Raw genomic sequence first — 15862 nt, 5'->3', positions numbered from 1 at the left:
AACGATCATAAAAACCACTAGTTGATATTGTCAACCATATGAGTACCGATACCGCCGAGGACGTCTTCGAGTCCATCCACTCCGTCATGCACCTCTACCGCGCCCGCCAGTACCGCACGCTGCGCGACGGTGACCACGACCTCACCCACATGGAATTCAAGGCGCTGAATTTCTACGCCCGCCACCCGGGGGCGACCCAGAGCGAGCTGGTGAACCATTCCGGGCGCGACAAGGCGCAGATCGCCCGGCTGATCCAGGCGCTGCGCGGCAAGGCATTGCTGGAAGGCAAGGCCGACGAAGCCGACAAGCGCAGCATCCGCCTCTACCCCACCGCGGCGGGCACGGCCCTCCACCAGGAGGTGCGCCAGCAGGGCCGACGCCTGAACAAGGTCGCGGTGGAGGGCTTCAGCGCAGAGGAATGCCAGCAACTGCTCGACCTGTTGGCCCGGGTGCAGGCCAACCTCGACGCAGAGCCCTGATTCGGAGCCCGGGAAGCTGCGGTTGCATCCGCCCTGCCTAATCCGCGCAGCCCTGCTCCGGCAGCTCCCGCAATGCACGCTCCAGCAGCGCCGTGGCGCGGCGGCTGTGGAGGATGCCGGTGTGGCTCTCGTCGACCAGGTACAGCCGCTCGGCCTCATCCTGGGCGGCACTGCGCAGCTCGCTGGCCAACGGCACCACGCCATCGTTCGGCTCCGGCAGCAGGCGTCGGTTGCCACCGTAGCTGACCAGCATCCACTGGCGGATGTGCGCCGGCAGCGGCCTGGCGAACAGCGCCCGCAGGTAGGGGCTGCCCGGCGCCATGTCGCGCCACACCGGCACCTCGAACGGCACCCGCTGCACGCCGGTGGCCGCCGAGGGATGCCCGTCCCAGGGCGTCGAAAGGGTGGCGAACAGGCACAGGCGCCGCGCCTCGCTCTCGTCGAGGAATTGCAGCGCCCGCCGCGCCACCAGCCCCCCCATGCTGTGGGCGAACAGGTGCATCCGCCGGGGTGCCAGGCGCAGCAGCATGTCGCGCATGGCGATGCTGAGCATGTAGGCGCTGTTGCGCAGGGGCAGCCCGCTGGGATAGTGGAACAGCACCAGCTGGAAGCGCGTCAGGTCGAGGCTCGCGGCCAGTGCCTGCCAGTCACGGGGCGAGGCGTTGATGCCGTGCACCAGGATGATCGGCTCCTTGGCCGGGTCCCAGGGCGCCAGCAGGTACAGGCCGTAGCCCACCTCGCGCATGAAGCTGAGCGGCTGCCAGGCGCCCAGCTGGATGTGCCGGTCGTCGAAGCGCGGGTCGGTGAACGCCACCACCTGCAGGTAGTTGCGCTGCAGGCGCGGCTGCTCGCGGTAGAGCACCTCCAGGCGCAGGTCGAGCCTGGGCGGGTCGGCGTCGACGGCCACCAGGAGATCCAGCGTGTTGAGCCGCGCCAGGCGCTCGCGCTCGGCCAGGTCCGGCTGCACGGTGAGCGGCGCATGGCGGGCCTGGGGCAGCCAGTGGCGGGGCTCGTCTCGATCCAGGGCGAAATTGCCGTTGCGGTCGTCGAAGGCCAGCAACTGGTAGTCACCCGGCGCCTGGGTGAAGTAGAAGGCCTCGCCCGGCGCGACGATACGGTAGGCGACGAAGCCGCCCTTGCCATCCAGCAACGCCACCAGCGCGCTGCGCCCGGAATCCGTGGCCAGCAGCCGCCCCGCCACCACCACCAGCTCCTGGCGGGCCTGCTGCATTTCCCTGTCCACCTCCAGCAGGCTGCAACCGCCGCAGGCGAACGCCACCAGCACCAGGACCATCCGCAGAACGACCATCCGCTTCGCCTCATCCTCGTCCTGCAAGCAAGCCTAGTCGGATCGGCCCGGGCCACCGCAGAATAGGCGCCGCGAAATTCCCCAGCGGTCAGGGACGACAGATGCACGACAACGACGAAATCCAGGCGATCCGCCACCGGTTGGCCCGCCCCGCCACGCGCTTTGGCGCCGGCGGCTTCCGCCCCACCCAGGCCGACGACGAAAGCTGGCTGGGCCGCGTCTTCCTGTTCCGCCCCGACGAAGGTATCCCGCTCGACGCGGCAGGGGACGCGATGCTGCCGCTCGCCCAGTTCCACCTGCCCAGCCTGCCCACCAGCAGCCCGCTGCTGGCGGACGTACGGGTGCTGACCCTGTTCATCTCCGCCGAGTTCGGCGAGCCGCTGGAGCCCATGGGCGCCCACTGGCTCATCCGCGAATACGGTCACCAGGAAACGCTGCAGCGCAAGGAACTGGCCAATCCCGCCTCCTTCATCAAGCCCTTCCCGCTCAAGGCCGAACGCCTGGACGAGGACTACCCGCTGTGGGACGGCGGCGGCGTGCCCGGGGACCTGGAAGAGCGCATCCTCGAACTGGAACGCAGCGGCGTGATCGACAGCTACTACGACATCGTCAGCCACTGCTACGACCACAAGATCGGCGGCTACCCCTCCTTCTGCCAATCGGGCATCGAGCCGGGGGACGGTTTCGAATTCGTCTTCCAGATCTCCTCCGACGCGAAGATCAACCTCAACGTCGTGGACAGCGGCAGCCTGATGTTCTGGAAGCACCGCAGCAGCGGCGAGTGGGCGCTCTACTACGACTTCTACTGAGCAGCGCACCCAACACCCGTAGGATGGCGTAGAGCGCAGCGAAACCCATCACCCCAGCCCCCTCAACGCAGGACCCCATGCAGGCCATCCCACAAAAACAGATCAGGGCCCATTACGACGCCGACACCATCCGCGTCTACCAGGCCTATTCCGATGCCATCGCCGACAGCGCGCTGGCCCACGGCACCTTCGTCTCGCCGCCGTTCAAGCTGGAGCGCATGACCTGGATAAAGCCCTCCTTCCTCTGGATGATGTACCGCGCCGGCTGGGGCCTGAAGGACGCCGGGCAGAACCGCATCCTCGCCATCGACATCAGCCATGAAGGTTTCGCCTGGGCCCTGGCCAACAGTTGCCCCAGCCATCCGGAGCCGGGCCAGGGCAAGGAAGAGTGGGAGCGCATCAAGAGTGCCTCCCCCGTGCGCATCCAGTGGGACCCGGAACGCGACCTGCACCTCGAGCCCCTGCCCCACCGCGCCATTCAGGTCGGCCTGGGCCCGGAGGCTTCACGGCGTTACGTCGGCCAATGGATCCGGCGCATCACCGAGGTCACCGGCCTGGCCCATGACATCCACGCCCTGGTGCAGGCCGGGGAGCTGCAAGAAGCGCAGCGCAGGCTGCCCGCGGAGCGCGAGTACATCCCTTGAAACACCTGCGCCTCCAACCCGGCCGGCAGCCTGCGGCAAAGGCATAGCGCCTTCGTGAAACCCGTCTACGCTGACCCTCGACCTGCCCGCCATCCACTTCAGGAGGACACCCCCATGGCATTGCGCATCAACGATCTGGTCCCCGATTTCAAGGCCGAAACCGACCAGGGCGCCATCAGCTTCCACGACTGGATAGGCTCCGACTGGGCCATCCTCTTCTCCCACCCCAAGGACTTCACCCCGGTGTGCACCACCGAGTTCGGCGCCGTGGCGCAGCTCGCCGCCGAATGGGCCAAGCGCGGCACCAAGGTGATCGGCGTCTCGGTGGACGGGGTCCAGGCGCACCAGAAATGGAAAGGCGACATCGAGGCCTTCTGTGGCGCCGACGCCAGCTTCCCGATCATCGCCGACGAGTCCCTGGCCGTGTCCAAGGCCTTCGACATGCTGCCCGCCGAAGCCTACCTGCCCGATGGCCGCACCGCCGCCGACACCGCCACCGTGCGCTCTGTGTTCATCATCGGCCCGGACAAGAAGCTCAAGCTGTCCATGACCTACCCGATGTCGGTGGGCCGCAACTTCGCCGAAGTGCTGCGCGCCCTCGACGCCCTGCAACTGACCTACAACGTGCCCTTGGCCACCCCGGCCAACTGGACCACGGGCCAGGACGTGATCGTCGCCCTCGCGCTGAACGACGACCAGGCCCGCGAGAAGTACGGCGCCATCGACATCAAGCTGCCCTACCTGCGCACCACCGCCGCACCCAAGTAAGCCCGCCATACGGTGGGCCGCACCCGTCGGCCCACCCGTAGCCCGGGCTTCAGCCCGGGGCCACCGCCTCGCTCCTGCGCCACACACTCGCTACCCAGGGCTGCTGCTCCCGCGGCAGGCCCGCCGGGCGGTAGTAGTGCTCCAGCTCCACGAAACCCGCCGCCTCCACCAGGGCCTTCCAGGCCGGGAAGTCGTGCCAGGCGCCATAGCGGTTGCCGCTCCAGCCTTCCTGGTTGTCCCCGCGCGGGTTGGAGCTGAACAGCACCCCGCCCGGCTTCAGCGTCGCATGCAGCTGGCGCAGCACCCGTGGCAGCTCCTGCCCCGGCACGTGGAACAGCGTGGCATTGGCGAACACGCCATCGAAGCGCCCAGCCGGCAGTTGCAGGTCGAGGAACGACTGCTGCCACACCTCGCACCCGGAATCCGCCCGCGCCATCGCGACGAAGCGCTCGGCACCGTCCAGCCCCACCGGCTCGTGGCCCAGGGTGCGGAAGGTGCGCAGATCGCGCCCCGGCCCGCAGCCGAAATCGAGGATGGCCAATGGCGCGGCCCCCTGGATATGGCGCAGGAACGCCTCGATGTTCTGGCTCACATCGTGGTCGCGGGTGTTCTCGCGAAAGCCTTCGGCGTTCTGGTTGTAATCGTCCAGCGTGGTGGCGCTGAGGCTGGCGAGTTCGTCGGGCTGCAGGGGCATCGGGGCGTCTCGTGGAAAGGACCGGGGATTCTACCCGTCCCGGTCCGGAGCCTCACGGCCCTTTTAAATGACGAACGACATCTATGCGAACAATAATATTACAAATATCATCTAAACCATCGAAGGCATCCCCGAGAGTGCAGGACCATGAACCGACACGCGCAGAACCTCCGCCCCCTGGCCCTGCTGGCAGCGCTGCTGGCCGTCGCCGGCTGCAACAGCCAGGCCGACACCCGGGCCGCCGCCAGCGGCCCGCAGCCTCGTCCGGTCCTGGCCGCGCAGGTGGAAAGCACCAGCCGCCACGAGGCCGCCTACACCGGCGTGGTGGCGGCGCGCACCGAAAGCGACCTGGGCTTTCGCGTCGGCGGCAAGGTGATCGAACGCCGCGTCGACCCCGGTGCCCGCGTGGCCAAGGGCGACACCCTGCTGGTGCTGGATATCGAGGACTTCGACCTGGCCCTGCGCGCCGCCAACAACCGCGTCAGCGCCGCCCGTGCGCAACTGCGCCAGGCCCGTGACGACGAAAGCCGCTACCGCCGCCTGTCCACCACCGGTGCCGTGTCGCGCCAGGTGTTCGACCAGGCCGCCACCAACCTGCGCGTGGCCGAGGCCGAACTGGCCGCCGCCAGCTCCGAAGCCAGCCAGGTGCAGAACCGCCGCAGCTACTCGACCCTCAAGGCCGACGGCGACGGCATCATCACCGACGTGCGCGCCGAGCGCGGCCAGGTCGTCGCCGAAGGGCAGATCGTCGCCCGCCTGGCCCACGACGGCGCCCGCGAAGCGGTGATCGACCTGCCGGAAACCCAGCGCGCCCTGGCCGGCAACAGCGCCCTCGCCTACCCCTTCGACGCGCGCGAGCAGGCGGTCAAGGCCACCCTGCGCGAGCTCTCCGCCTCCGCCGACCCGGTCACCCGTACCTACCGCGCCCGCTACATCCTCGACGGCACGGCCGAGCGCTTCAGCATCGGCTCGACCATCACCGTGCGCCTGCAGAGCGAGCAGGCCGAGTTGCTGCGCGTGCCCATCGGCGCCCTGCACAACCCGGGTGTCGGCAGCGGCGTCTGGGTCATAGGCGAGGACGACAGCGTGCACTTCGCCCCGGTGAAGGTCGCCCGCCTCGGCCAGGAATACGCCCTGCTGGAAGGCGGCGTGAGCAGCGGCCAGCGCATCGTCGCCCTCGGCGCGCACCTGCTGCACGAAGGCGACAAGGTGCGCCTGCTGCCCGGCCAGGCCCTGGCGCTGGCCCGCCAGAACGACGAGGTACGCTGAGATGCGCGGCCTCAACCTCTCCGAGATCGCCGTACGCAACCCGGCAGTGACCCTGTTCCTGATCATCGCGGTGATCCTTTCCGGGGTCTTCGCCTTCGGCAAGCTCGGCCGCGCCGAAGACCCCTCCTTCACCGTCAAGACCATGACCGTCACCGCCGCCTGGCCCGGCGCCACCGCGCGGGAGATGCAGGAACAGGTCGCCGACCGCCTGGAGAAGCGCCTGCAGGAGCTGGATTTCTACGACCGCGTGGAAACCATCGCCCAGCCCGGCTTCGTCTCGATGAAGGTGCAGTTCCTCGAATCCACCCGTCCCGGCGACATCCAGGAGCTGTTCTACCAGACCCGCAAGAAGCTCAGCGACGAGGCCGCCCGCCTGCCACGCGGCGTGCAGGGCCCGTTCTTCAATGACGAGTATTCCGATGTCTACTTCGCCCTCTACGCCCTGGAAGCCAAGGACCTGCCCCACCGCGAGCTGGTGAAGATGGCCGAGGACCTGCGCCAGGGCTTCCTGCGACTGCCGGGGGTGAAGAAGGTCAACATCCTCGGCGAGCAGGCCCAGCGCGTGTTCGTCGAATTTTCCTACCAGCGCCTGGCCACCCTCGGCATCAAGCCGGAACAGATCTTCGCCGCCCTGGCCGCGCAGAACGGCGTCTCCCCCGCCGGCTTCGTCGAAACCGCCGGGCCGCGTGCCTACATCCGCATCGACGGCGCCTTCGACACCCTCGCGCTGATCGAGAACGTGCCCATCGCCGCCGGCGGCAAGGTGCTGCGCATCGCCGACGTGGCCACCGTCAGCCGCGGCTACGAAGACCCGGCCAGCTACCGCATCCGCCACCAGGGCGACCCGGCGCTGATGCTCGGCGTGATCATGGAGCCGCACTTCAACGGCCTCGACCTGGACCGCACGCTGCAGGCCGAGGAAGACCGGATCCACGCCGACCTGCCCCTGGGCGTGAGCGTCGACAAGGTCTCCGACCAGGCGAAGAACATCCGCCTGGCGGTGGACGAGTTCATGCTCAAGTTCTTCGTCGCCCTGGCCGTGGTGATGCTCATCAGCCTGCTCGCCCTGGGCTTCCGCGTCGGCCTGGTGGTGGCCGCGGCGGTACCGCTGACGCTGTCCATCGTCTTCGTGATCATGCTCATGACCGGCCGCGAGTTCGACCGCATCACCCTCGGTGCGCTGATCCTCTCCCTCGGCCTGCTGGTGGACGACGCCATCATCGCCATCGAGATGATGGTGGTGAAACTGGAGGAAGGCTTCGACCGCATGAAGGCCGCGACCTTCGCCTGGAGCTCCACCGCCGCGCCCATGCTCACCGGCACCCTGGTGACCATCATCGGCTTCCTGCCGGTGGGCTTCGCCCGCTCCGGCGCCGGGGAATACGCCGGCAACATCTTCTGGATCGTCGGCTTCGCGCTCATCGCCTCCTGGCTGGTGGCCGTGGTCTTCACGCCCTACCTGGGAGTGAAGATGCTGCCGCGCATCGCCCCGGTTGCCGGCGGCCACGACGCCCTCTACGCCGGCCCCTGGTACGCGCGCCTGCGCCGCCTGGTCAGCGCCTGCGTCGAACACCGCTGGCGGGTCACCGTCCTGGTGCTCGGCGCCTTCGTCCTCTGCGTGCTGGGCATGGGCGCGGTGAAGAAGCAGTTCTTCCCCAACTCCGACCGCTCCGAGCTGATCCTCGAGGTGTACATGCCGCCGGGCAGTGCCTTCAAGGCCACCGAGGCGGTGGTCGCCCAGGTTGAAAAGGCCCTGCTGGAAGAGCCGCAGACGAAGATGGTCGACGCCTATGTCGGCGGCGGCGCACCGCGCTTCTTCCTCTCGCTGAACCCGGAGCTGCCGGACCCGGCCTTCGCCAAGCTGATCGTGCAGACCGCCAGCGCCCACGACCGCGACGCCCTCAAGGCGCGCATGCGCGAGCGCATCGCCGCCGGTGAATTCCCCTCGGCGCGGGTACGCGTCACCCAACTGCTGTTCGGCCCGCCGGTGCCCTTCCCCGTGGTGTTCCGCGTGGCCGGGCCGGATGCCGACGTGCTGCGCGGCATCGCCGAAGACGTGCGCCAGGTGGTGGCCGCCAACGCCCTGACCCGCGACAGCTTCCTCGACTGGGGCGAGCGCACCAGCGCCTACCGCCTGGTGCTGGACCAGGACCGCCTGCGCCTGCTCGGCTTCACCCCTGACCAGGTGCGCAGCCAGGTCAACGCCCTGCTCACCGGCAACAACGTCACCGAAGTGCGCGAAGGCACCCGCAACGTGCTGGTCATCGCCCGGGCGCTGGACGACCAGCGCGAGAACCTCGGCAACCTCGCCGACCTGACCCTGACCAACGCCGCTGGCCAGTCCGTGGCACTGGAACAGGTCGGGCGCTTCCAGGCGGTGATGGAGGACCCGGTGCTCAAGCGCCGCGACCGCGACATCACCTTCGAAGTGCGCGCCGACATCGTCGACGGCACCCAGCCGCCGGACGTGGAAATGGCCGTGTGGCGCGACCTGCAGCCGCTGCTGGCGCAACTGCCCGCAGGCTACCGGGTGGAGATCGCAGGCCCGGTGGAGGAAAGCGCCAAGGCCAACAAAGCCCTGGCCGCGCTGTTCCCGATCATGATCCTGCTGACCCTGGTGGTGATCATGTTCCAGGTGCGCTCCTTCGGCGTGATGTTCATGGTCTTCGCCACCGCACCGCTGGGCCTGATCGGCGCCGTGCCCACACTGCTGCTGTTCGACCAGCCCTTCGGCTTCAACGCCATCCTCGGGCTGATCGGCATCGGCGGCATCCTCATGCGCAACACGCTGATCTTCACCGACCAGATCCGCCAGAACCGCGAGGCCGGTCAGGAAGTGCGCGAGGCCATCATCGAAGCCACGGTGCGCCGCGCCCGCCCGGTGGTGCTCACCGCCCTGGCGGCGGCGCTGGCCTTCATCCCGCTGACGCTCTCGGTGTTCTGGTCGTCCCTGGCCTTCGTGCTGATCGGCGGCGTGCTGGTCGGCACCCTGCTCACCCTGCTGTTCCTGCCCGCGCTGTGCACCCTGGTGCTCTCGCGCAAGCCCCGTCGCCCCCAGGAGGACGCCCCCATGGACGCCACCCGACGCTCCGGCCTGTTGCTGACCCTGCTCATCGTCCTCTGCGGCCTGGGCGAGATTTCCACCCAGATGCTGCTGCCCAGCCTCGCCGCCATCGAGCACACCCTGGCGGCCGGCCCCGGTTCGTCCCTGGTGGCGCTTTCGGTATTCGTCGGTGCCTTCGGCGTCGGCCAGCTGTTCTTCGGCCCGCTGTCGGACCGCATCGGCCGCAAGCCGGTGCTGCTCGCGGGGGTCGCCACCTACGTGCTGGCCTCGCTGTGGATGGCCTTCGCCCACTCCATGCCGGAGTTCATCGCCGGGCGCGCCCTGCAGGGCCTCGGCGCCTGCGCCGCGCTGGTGGTGGCACGGGCCATCGTGCGCGACGTCTGGCGCGAGAAGGCCGGCCCGGTCATGGCCCTCACCGTGATCGGCATGCTCTGCACCATCATGCTGTCGCCGGTCATCGGCGGGCTGATCGCCACCCGGTTCGGCTCATGGCGCGCCGTCGTGGTGGCCACGGTGATCATCGGCATCCTCGCCCTGCTCGCCTGCGCCCTGCTCTACCGGGAGAGCAACCAGGCCCGCGACCCGCTCGCCGGCCGCATCGCCACCCTCGCCGGCAACTACCGCGCCCTGCTCAAGGGCGCCGAAGTGCGCGCCTTCTCCTTCGCCATCGCCGGCACCTATGGCGCCATGTTCTGCGTGATCGCCGGCTCCTCGCGGGTGTTCGTCGGCCAGCTCGGCCTGAGCCCCACCCAGTACGGGCTGGTCTTCGGCGGCATCGTCTCCGGGCTGATCGCCGGGGCCATCCTCAGCAACCGCCTCATCCTGAAATGGGGCCCGGCGCGCCTGGTGGGCGTGGGCACCGCGCTGGTGGCCACCGGTGCCGTGCTCACCCTCGCCATCCTGCTCGCCACCGGCCCCTCGGTGCCGGGGCTGCTGCTGCCGCAGGTGCTGCTCACCCTCGGCGCCGGCATGGTGCTGCCCGGCTCGGTGGCCGGTGCGGTGATCCCCAACCCGACCCGCGCGGGGCTCGCCGCCGGCTTCATCGGCTTCGCCCAGATGGCCGGCGCCACGCTCTCGGGCCTGCTGCTCAGCGCCCTGCAGAACGACAGCGCGCTGCCGATGATCGGCCTCAACGTCACCTTCGCCCTCGCCGCCTTCGGCCTGTTCCGCCTGGCCCGTGCGCACCAGGCGCGCGCCGTGGCGCTGGCGACGGACTGAAGGCGATTCGCGAGCAGAGCTCGCTCCTGCGGGAAGCATCAAGACCGTGGGAGCGAATTCATTCGCGATCGGACATCGCCGGATTGCACTCGACCTACCAGGGCTACGGGCTTCCATGTGACTCCGCTGGTGGATGATGGAGCGCCATCCACCCTACGCAGCGGTGAGCCAAGGCGCTCGGGTTGAGGCCGCGCCGTAGGTTGGCGCCGAGCGCAGCGAGGCCCAACGCGGCGGTATCAGGCCGGTACCGTCGCCTTCATCGACTCGCGCTCGGAGAAGGCGGCGAAGAAGCGCTCCAGCCCCGGATGGCCCTGGCGCCAGCCAAGGTGGGAGAGGCGGAAGTCGAGGTAGCCGAGTGCACACCCCACGGCGATCTGGGCGATGTCCAGCGGGCCGTGGAGCTGGTCGGCGATGGCTTCCAGGGCATCCAGCGCGCGGTGGATCTTGCCCAGCTGGCCGTCCTTCCAGTCCTGCCACTGCAGCGCCTCGGGGCGGATGGCGCCCTCGTAGCGCACCAGCAGCGCGGCATCCATCAGGCCGTCGGCCAGGGCCGCGCGGGTCAGGCAGGTCCAGCGCTCGGCGCCGTGGGGGAAGAAGGCGTCGCCGCTCTGCAGGGCATCGAGGTATTCGCAGATGACGCGGCTGTCGAACAGCGCCTCGCCCTCGGCGGTGATCAGCACCGGGATCTTGCCCAGCGGGTTGGCGCGGTTGACCTCGGCGTTCTCCTTGATCGGCAACACGGCGGTGTCGAGCATCTCGATGCCTGCCGCCAGGCCGGCTTCCAGCGCCAGCACCCGGACCTTGCGAGCGAAGGGGGACGCCCCTGCGTAGATCAGTTTCATGTCTTCAATGCTCCTGTTCGCGGGCCGGCCCAATGCCGGCGCCCGCTGTTCCTGCAACTGGACCCCCACCAGCGGCGCCGGTAGCATCCCCGCCCATCGCGCCCGGGAGCTGCCCATGGTCATCGACAGGAAAATCAAACTGGACTCCGCCGACATCAGACGCCTGGACGACCTGGATGTCGCGCTGGAGTTGCTGCACTTCGGCTTCCGCGGTCTCACCGTGGACGCCGACGCCTACCTGGAAACCCTCGGCCTGTCGCGCGTCCACCACCGCATCCTCTACGCCATCCGCCGCGTCGAAGGCATCAACGTCGGCGAACTGGCCGCCCTCCTCGGCGTCAGCAAGCAGGCGCTGCACCGCCCGCTGACCCACCTCCTGGAACGCGCCCTGGTGACCCAGCAGCGCGACCCGGAACAGCACCGCTACAAGCGCCTCTTGCTCAGCACGGCAGGCCATGACGTGGAACACCGCGCCACCGACCTGGAGCGCCGGGTCATCCGCGCCGCGCTGGACACCACCGACGCCGATGGCCGGGTCGCCTGGCACTCGGTCATGCAGTCCCTGGCCGCCCGCCTCGACTGATCAACCCGCCGTGGTGATGCGTTCGCGCACCACGATGCACTTGGCCAGCGGCCGGATCAATGCCTCGGTGGCCTCTTCCCAGGGCACCACGCTGGGGCTCACCAGCATCGGGTCGCAATGCCCCTGCTCCACCAGTTCCAGCACCCTGGGGATGTGCGGGCGCACGCTGCAGGCGCCGACCGACAGGGTGACGTCGCGCATGTACATGCCGAACAGCGGGATGGCCGGGTCCTCGAAGATGATGCCGATGCACGAGCAATGCCCGCCCGGCGCCAGCGCCAGCAGGCCGGTACGCAGCGCCTGCGGGTCGCGGGTGGCGGACACCACCAGGTCGTAGCGTTCGTTCAGCGCGCCATCGGCGCCGTTGCGCAGGGTCGCGCCGCTGCGCACGGCCAGCTCGTCGCGGTAACCGTCGCCATCCAGGTAATCCACCTCGGCCGCACCGGCGGCGCGGGCCATCTGCACCGCGAGGATGCCGAGGCTCTCGGTGCCGCCCACCACCAGCACCTTCGCCTCCTCCCGTGTCGCCAGCGGGCGGCTGGCGGCCACCCAGGCATCGGTGAGGTTGTCGCTGGCGCTGGCCACGGCCACCGGGTCCAGCCCCGGGGGCAGCGGCACCAGCATGGCGTCGGCGAAAGGCACCCGCACCACCTCGGAGAACAGCCCGCCCCAGTGCCCGCCCGCCGGCACGCCATAGGCCGCATGCCGGGCGACACCGGTGCAGGCCGTGCTGCGCCCCGCCAGGCACTGGCGGCAGATGCCACAGGCGATCTTCCAGGGCACCGAGACCAGGTCGCCACGCTTGACCGTGCCCACCTGTGCGCCCACTTCCAGCACCTCCGCCACGCACTCGTGGCCCAGGGCGAAGGGCGGCTTGAACGGCGTGAGGCCGGCGATCAGGCGCCGGTCGAGGTCGCAGGAGGCCGAGGCGATGGGCCGCACCAGCGCCGCCAGCGGCGAATCCAGCACGGGCGACGGCGCGTCCTCCCAGGCGAGGCGTCCCGCCCCTTTGACGATGAGTTCGCGCATGGCTCAGTCCCTCACGCTGAAGGTAGTAGTGGCACGGGCGCAGAGCTTGCCACTGGCGTCGACCACCTGCGCATCGCAGATCGCCAGGCTGCGGGTGCGCTCCACCACCCAACCCTCGACGCGGTAGAGCTCGCCAGCCTTGAGCGGGCGCAGGTACTTCACCCCGAGGTCCACCGTCGCGTACTGCGCATCGCCCGGCAGGGTGGAGAACAGCGCGAGGCCGGCGGCACCGTCCAGGCAGGTGGCGGTGAAGCCGCCATGCACTGTCCTGGCCGGGTTGAGGTGGCGCACATCGGGCCGCGCCTCGATGAAGATGCGCCCGGGCTCCACGTCCACCGCCATCATCCCCATGGTCTCGCCGATGGCAGGTGCGGGCAGCTTGCCGGCGATCACCGCCTGGAGGATCTGCAGGCCGGAGGGAGGGGTTCTGTTGGGGGTATCGGTCATCTCGGGGCTCCTGGCTCTGCCGGGGTCGGCGAGCGGTTTCGGGGGGATGGCAGGCAGCCCCCACCGGGCCAGCGCGAGGGAATCGCCCTGCAGCCCGTGGACGGACGATACGTGAGCGCAGAATCTCAAATCAACATTGTTGATATGACAAACAAGAAGGCATTCCGGCAATACCGCTACGGCTCTGGAATGGGGGTTTGCGCCATCCCGCGCACCATTTCGGCGTTGACGCCCGGGCGCGCGGATGGTCATATGCCCGCCGTTCCAGGTGTCCCACGCCGTCGTGCGTGGGGTGAAACGGGAAGCCGGTGCGTCCATCAGGACCAGTCCGGCGCTGCCCCCGCAACGGTAAGCGAGCGCTGCATTCGATACGCCACTGTGCCCACGGCATGGGAAGGCGGATGCGGCGTGATCCTCGCAAGCCCGGAGACCGGCCTGGAGCATCGATAGGCAAACCCGCGGTGGGCGGGCACGGGCCGGTTTCTCGCACGGGTGCATGCATGCGCCCGCGCGCGCCTTTGCATTCCCTCCGGGCTCCATTCATTCCTGACGTGATAGGAACGACATGTCCCGTACCTTCAGCTCCAACGCTCCGGCGAGCGCCGCCCTCGGCCTGCTCGCGCTGTCCATTTCCTTCTCCCTGCACGCCGAAGACGGCCCCCTGGCGCTACCTGCCACCGCCGTCACCGGCCAGGCGGACGACACCGCCATCCGCCTCGACACGCCCGTGCCCGCCGGCTCGCGCCTGGGCCTCTCCGCCCTGGAAACCCCGGCCAGCACCAGCGCCGTCAGCGGCGAAGAGGTGCGCGCACGCAACAACGCCACCGTGCAGGACGCCGTGACCCGCAGCCCCGGCATCACCCACATCGGCACTCCCGGCAACGGCGGCACCGCCCTCTCGGCCCGGGGCTTCACCGGCCACGCCTCGGTGATGCAGCTGTACGACGGCACGCGCTTCTACACCGGCATGGGCACCACCACCTTCCCCACCGACCCGTGGATGGTCGAGCGCATCGACGTGATCCGTGGCCCGGCCTCGGTGCTCTACGGCGAAGGCGCCACCGGCGCGGTGATCAACGTGGTGCCGAAGAAGCCCTTCGACGGCGAGATCCGCAACCGCCTGCGCCTGGGCTATGGCTCCGACGACCGCCAGCAGATGGCCCTGGACAGCGGCGGCTCGCTCACCGACACCCTGAGCTACCGCCTCAACCTCAACCGCGAGACCAGCCACGGCTGGATCGACCGGGGCGACTCGAAGAACCTCGGCCTCAGCGCCGCCCTGCGCTGGCAGGCCAGCGATGCCCTGGCCTTCACCCTGGCCCACGACCAGGGCGACCTGCAGCCGATGAACTATTTCGGCACCCCGCTGATCGACGGCCACCTGCAAGGCAGCCTGAAAGACAAGAACTACAACCTGCACAACGCCGAGTTGCACTACAACGACCAGTGGACCCGGCTCGTCACCGACTGGACGCCCAGCGAAGGCTTCAGCGCCAGCAACCAGCTCTACCACATCAAGAGCCGCCGCTACTGGCGCAACGCCGAGGCCTACACCTGGGACGCCGGCCGGGGCCAGCTGGAGCGTGCCGAGCAACTGCGCATCAAGCATGAGCAGGAGCAGATCGGCGACCGCCAGACCTTCACCTTCGACCACTCGTTGTTCGGCCTCGACAGCCGTACCCTGGTGGGCGGCGAGTTCAACCGCATCCGCTTCGACCTGCTGAACAACGCGCCCTACACCGACATCGGCGGCGACTATGTCGACCCGTGGAACCCGGCCCCCGGCTACTACCAGAGCGCCTCGGCCTACCGCCCGCACTCGCGCAGCGAAACCCGCACCGCCGCGCTGTTCGCCGAGAACCGCACCCAGCTCGGCGAGCGCTGGTCCGTGGTCACCGGCCTGCGCCGCGACCAGAACCACATCGACCGCACCGACCTGCGTGCCAACAGCCGCAGCGACCGCAGCATCAAGGGCGGCAACTGGCGCGCCGGCCTGGTGTTCGCCGCCACCCCGCAGCTGTCCTTCTACGGCCAGTACTCCACCAGCGAGGACGGCGTCAGCAACCTCATCACCCTCAGCCCCACCCAGCAGCAGATGGACCTGACCGAGTCGAAGCAGACCGAGTTCGGCCTCAAGCAGCAGTTCTGGGACGGGCGCGGCGAATGGACCCTGGCCGCCTACCACATCGTCAAGAAGAAGCTGCTCTCCCGTGAATCGGTGACCCGCCCCACCCAGCAGATCGGCCAGCAGTCCTCGAACGGTATGGAGGCGACCCTGGAACTGGCCCTGGAACAGGGCTGGCACGTCTCGGCCAACGCCTCGCTGCTGCGCGCGGAATACGACGACTTCAACGAATCCGTCGGCGGCCAGCTCGTCTCCCGGTCCGGCAACCGCCCCACCGACGTGCCACGGCGCACCGCCAACCTCTGGGTCAGCAAGGCGCTCGGCCATGACCTGGACGCCGGCCTCGGCGCGCGCTACGTCGACGCCCGTTACGCCGACGCCGCCAACACCGTGAAGGTGCCCGGCTACACCGTGCTCGACGCCAACCTCGGCTGGCAGGTGCTGCCCGATACACGCCTGGGGCTGGAGCTGAACAACCTGCTGGACCGCCGCTACGCCGTCACCCAGCAGAACGGCGGCCAGCAGTGGCTGCTGGGCCAGCCGCGTTCGTTCTTCGTCACCGCCGACTACAGCTTCTGACCC

13 protein-coding genes, 1 pseudogene and 1 riboswitch are annotated in these 15862 nt (G+C 69.2%); of the genes and pseudogenes, 9 read left to right on the top strand and 5 right to left on the bottom strand.

The window, feature by feature from the left end; genetic code table 11:
- Positions 1 to 38: 38 nt before the first annotated feature.
- A complete protein-coding gene (locus tag WFQ67_RS12335; protein WP_213625349.1) occupies positions 39 to 479 on the top strand; it encodes a MarR family winged helix-turn-helix transcriptional regulator in 441 nt (146 codons plus the stop codon).
- A 37-nt stretch (positions 480 to 516) separates the two neighbouring features.
- Here WFQ67_RS12335 and WFQ67_RS12330 read toward each other — a convergent pair whose 3' ends face one another.
- Positions 517 to 1788 (bottom strand): esterase/lipase family protein, encoded by a 1272-nt coding sequence (locus WFQ67_RS12330; protein ID WP_337057028.1) that lies wholly within the window; start codon positions 1786 to 1788, stop codon positions 517 to 519.
- Between the two features lie 101 nt (positions 1789 to 1889).
- On the opposite strand from WFQ67_RS12330, the gene WFQ67_RS12325 reads away from it, so the two are divergent.
- From WFQ67_RS12325 to WFQ67_RS12315, 3 genes are all read left to right on the top strand, one after another.
- Positions 1890 to 2597, top strand: a complete 708-nt coding sequence (locus WFQ67_RS12325; protein ID WP_337057027.1) for a DUF1963 domain-containing protein — start codon at positions 1890 to 1892, stop codon at positions 2595 to 2597.
- A 77-nt stretch (positions 2598 to 2674) separates the two neighbouring features.
- Entirely contained in the window at positions 2675 to 3241 is a 567-nt protein-coding gene (locus tag WFQ67_RS12320; protein WP_337057026.1) for a DUF4291 domain-containing protein, read from the top strand.
- Positions 3242 to 3355: 114 nt separating this feature from the next.
- On the top strand, positions 3356 to 4009 hold the full coding sequence (locus WFQ67_RS12315) for a peroxiredoxin (RefSeq protein ID WP_213625353.1): 654 nt from the start codon (positions 3356 to 3358) through the stop codon (positions 4007 to 4009).
- Between the two features lie 49 nt (positions 4010 to 4058).
- Here WFQ67_RS12315 and WFQ67_RS12310 read toward each other — a convergent pair whose 3' ends face one another.
- Positions 4059 to 4703, bottom strand: a complete 645-nt coding sequence (locus tag WFQ67_RS12310) for a class I SAM-dependent methyltransferase (RefSeq protein ID WP_213625354.1) — start codon at positions 4701 to 4703, stop codon at positions 4059 to 4061.
- A 147-nt stretch (positions 4704 to 4850) separates the two neighbouring features.
- On the opposite strand from WFQ67_RS12310, the gene WFQ67_RS12305 reads away from it, so the two are divergent.
- From WFQ67_RS12305 to WFQ67_RS12295, 3 genes and pseudogenes are all read left to right on the top strand, one after another.
- Positions 4851 to 5972 carry an efflux RND transporter periplasmic adaptor subunit gene (locus tag WFQ67_RS12305; RefSeq protein WP_213625355.1) on the top strand — a complete coding sequence of 374 codons (1122 nt, stop codon included), beginning with the start codon at positions 4851 to 4853 and terminating at the stop codon, positions 5970 to 5972.
- A 1-nt stretch (position 5973) separates the two neighbouring features.
- A pseudogene (locus WFQ67_RS12300) lies at positions 5974 to 9024 on the top strand (efflux RND transporter permease subunit); the annotation flags it as partial.
- Positions 9025 to 9042: 18 nt separating this feature from the next.
- The gene (locus tag WFQ67_RS12295) at positions 9043 to 10254 is read left to right on the top strand and encodes a Bcr/CflA family efflux MFS transporter (RefSeq protein ID WP_337057115.1); all 1212 of its coding nucleotides are present in this window, start codon (positions 9043 to 9045) and stop codon (positions 10252 to 10254) included.
- A gap of 236 nt (positions 10255 to 10490) precedes the next feature.
- Here WFQ67_RS12295 and WFQ67_RS12290 read toward each other — a convergent pair whose 3' ends face one another.
- A complete protein-coding gene (locus WFQ67_RS12290; protein WP_337057025.1) occupies positions 10491 to 11096 on the bottom strand; it encodes a glutathione S-transferase in 606 nt (201 codons plus the stop codon).
- On the opposite strand from WFQ67_RS12290, the gene WFQ67_RS12285 reads away from it, so the two are divergent.
- Positions 11095 to 11679 carry a MarR family winged helix-turn-helix transcriptional regulator gene (locus WFQ67_RS12285; RefSeq protein WP_337057024.1) on the top strand — a complete coding sequence of 195 codons (585 nt, stop codon included), beginning with the start codon at positions 11095 to 11097 and terminating at the stop codon, positions 11677 to 11679. The genes WFQ67_RS12290 and WFQ67_RS12285 overlap by 2 nt on opposite strands.
- Here WFQ67_RS12285 and WFQ67_RS12280 read toward each other — a convergent pair whose 3' ends face one another.
- Together WFQ67_RS12280 and WFQ67_RS12275 are read right to left on the bottom strand one after the other, a co-directional pair.
- On the bottom strand, positions 11680 to 12708 hold the full coding sequence (locus tag WFQ67_RS12280; protein WP_213625358.1) for a zinc-dependent alcohol dehydrogenase: 1029 nt from the start codon (positions 12706 to 12708) through the stop codon (positions 11680 to 11682).
- 3 nt (positions 12709 to 12711) lie between these two features.
- Positions 12712 to 13155: a PaaI family thioesterase gene (locus WFQ67_RS12275; protein ID WP_173178293.1), complete on the bottom strand. Its 444-nt coding sequence runs from the start codon at positions 13153 to 13155 to the stop codon at positions 12712 to 12714.
- 249 nt (positions 13156 to 13404) lie between these two features.
- Positions 13405 to 13608, top strand: a riboswitch (cobalamin riboswitch).
- Positions 13609 to 13720: 112 nt separating this feature from the next.
- Here WFQ67_RS12275 and WFQ67_RS12270 point away from each other — a divergent pair.
- Positions 13721 to 15859: a TonB-dependent receptor gene (locus WFQ67_RS12270; protein ID WP_337057022.1), complete on the top strand. Its 2139-nt coding sequence runs from the start codon at positions 13721 to 13723 to the stop codon at positions 15857 to 15859.
- Positions 15860 to 15862 lie beyond the last annotated feature (3 nt).

Origin of the sequence: Pseudomonas sp. USHLN015 (genome assembly GCF_037153275.1) — a bacterium.
Classification (GTDB): Bacteria; Pseudomonadota; Gammaproteobacteria; order Pseudomonadales; family Pseudomonadaceae; genus Metapseudomonas; species Metapseudomonas tohonis.
This window is presented reverse-complemented; position numbering and strand designations above follow the sequence as displayed.

Bases quoted from the DNA above. Each gene is read 5' to 3' on its own strand.
- WFQ67_RS12310 (WP_213625354.1), bottom strand. From the start codon at position 4,703: ATGCCCCTGCAGCCCGACGAACTCGCCAGCCTCAGCGCCACCACGCTG.
- WFQ67_RS12335 (WP_213625349.1), top strand. From the start codon at position 39: ATGAGTACCGATACCGCCGAGGACGTCTTCGAGTCCATCCACTCCGTC.
- WFQ67_RS12295 (WP_337057115.1), top strand. From the start codon at position 9,043: ATGGACGCCACCCGACGCTCCGGCCTGTTGCTGACCCTGCTCATCGTC.
- WFQ67_RS12315 (WP_213625353.1), top strand. From the start codon at position 3,356: ATGGCATTGCGCATCAACGATCTGGTCCCCGATTTCAAGGCCGAAACC.
- WFQ67_RS12275 (WP_173178293.1), bottom strand. From the start codon at position 13,155: ATGACCGATACCCCCAACAGAACCCCTCCCTCCGGCCTGCAGATCCTC.
- WFQ67_RS12305 (WP_213625355.1), top strand. From the start codon at position 4,851: ATGAACCGACACGCGCAGAACCTCCGCCCCCTGGCCCTGCTGGCAGCG.
- WFQ67_RS12330 (WP_337057028.1), bottom strand. From the start codon at position 1,788: ATGGTCGTTCTGCGGATGGTCCTGGTGCTGGTGGCGTTCGCCTGCGGC.
- WFQ67_RS12290 (WP_337057025.1), bottom strand. From the start codon at position 11,096: ATGAAACTGATCTACGCAGGGGCGTCCCCCTTCGCTCGCAAGGTCCGG.
- WFQ67_RS12320 (WP_337057026.1), top strand. From the start codon at position 2,675: ATGCAGGCCATCCCACAAAAACAGATCAGGGCCCATTACGACGCCGAC.
- WFQ67_RS12280 (WP_213625358.1), bottom strand. From the start codon at position 12,708: ATGCGCGAACTCATCGTCAAAGGGGCGGGACGCCTCGCCTGGGAGGAC.
- WFQ67_RS12285 (WP_337057024.1), top strand. From the start codon at position 11,095: ATGTCTTCAATGCTCCTGTTCGCGGGCCGGCCCAATGCCGGCGCCCGC.
- WFQ67_RS12270 (WP_337057022.1), top strand. From the start codon at position 13,721: ATGTCCCGTACCTTCAGCTCCAACGCTCCGGCGAGCGCCGCCCTCGGC.
- WFQ67_RS12325 (WP_337057027.1), top strand. From the start codon at position 1,890: ATGCACGACAACGACGAAATCCAGGCGATCCGCCACCGGTTGGCCCGC.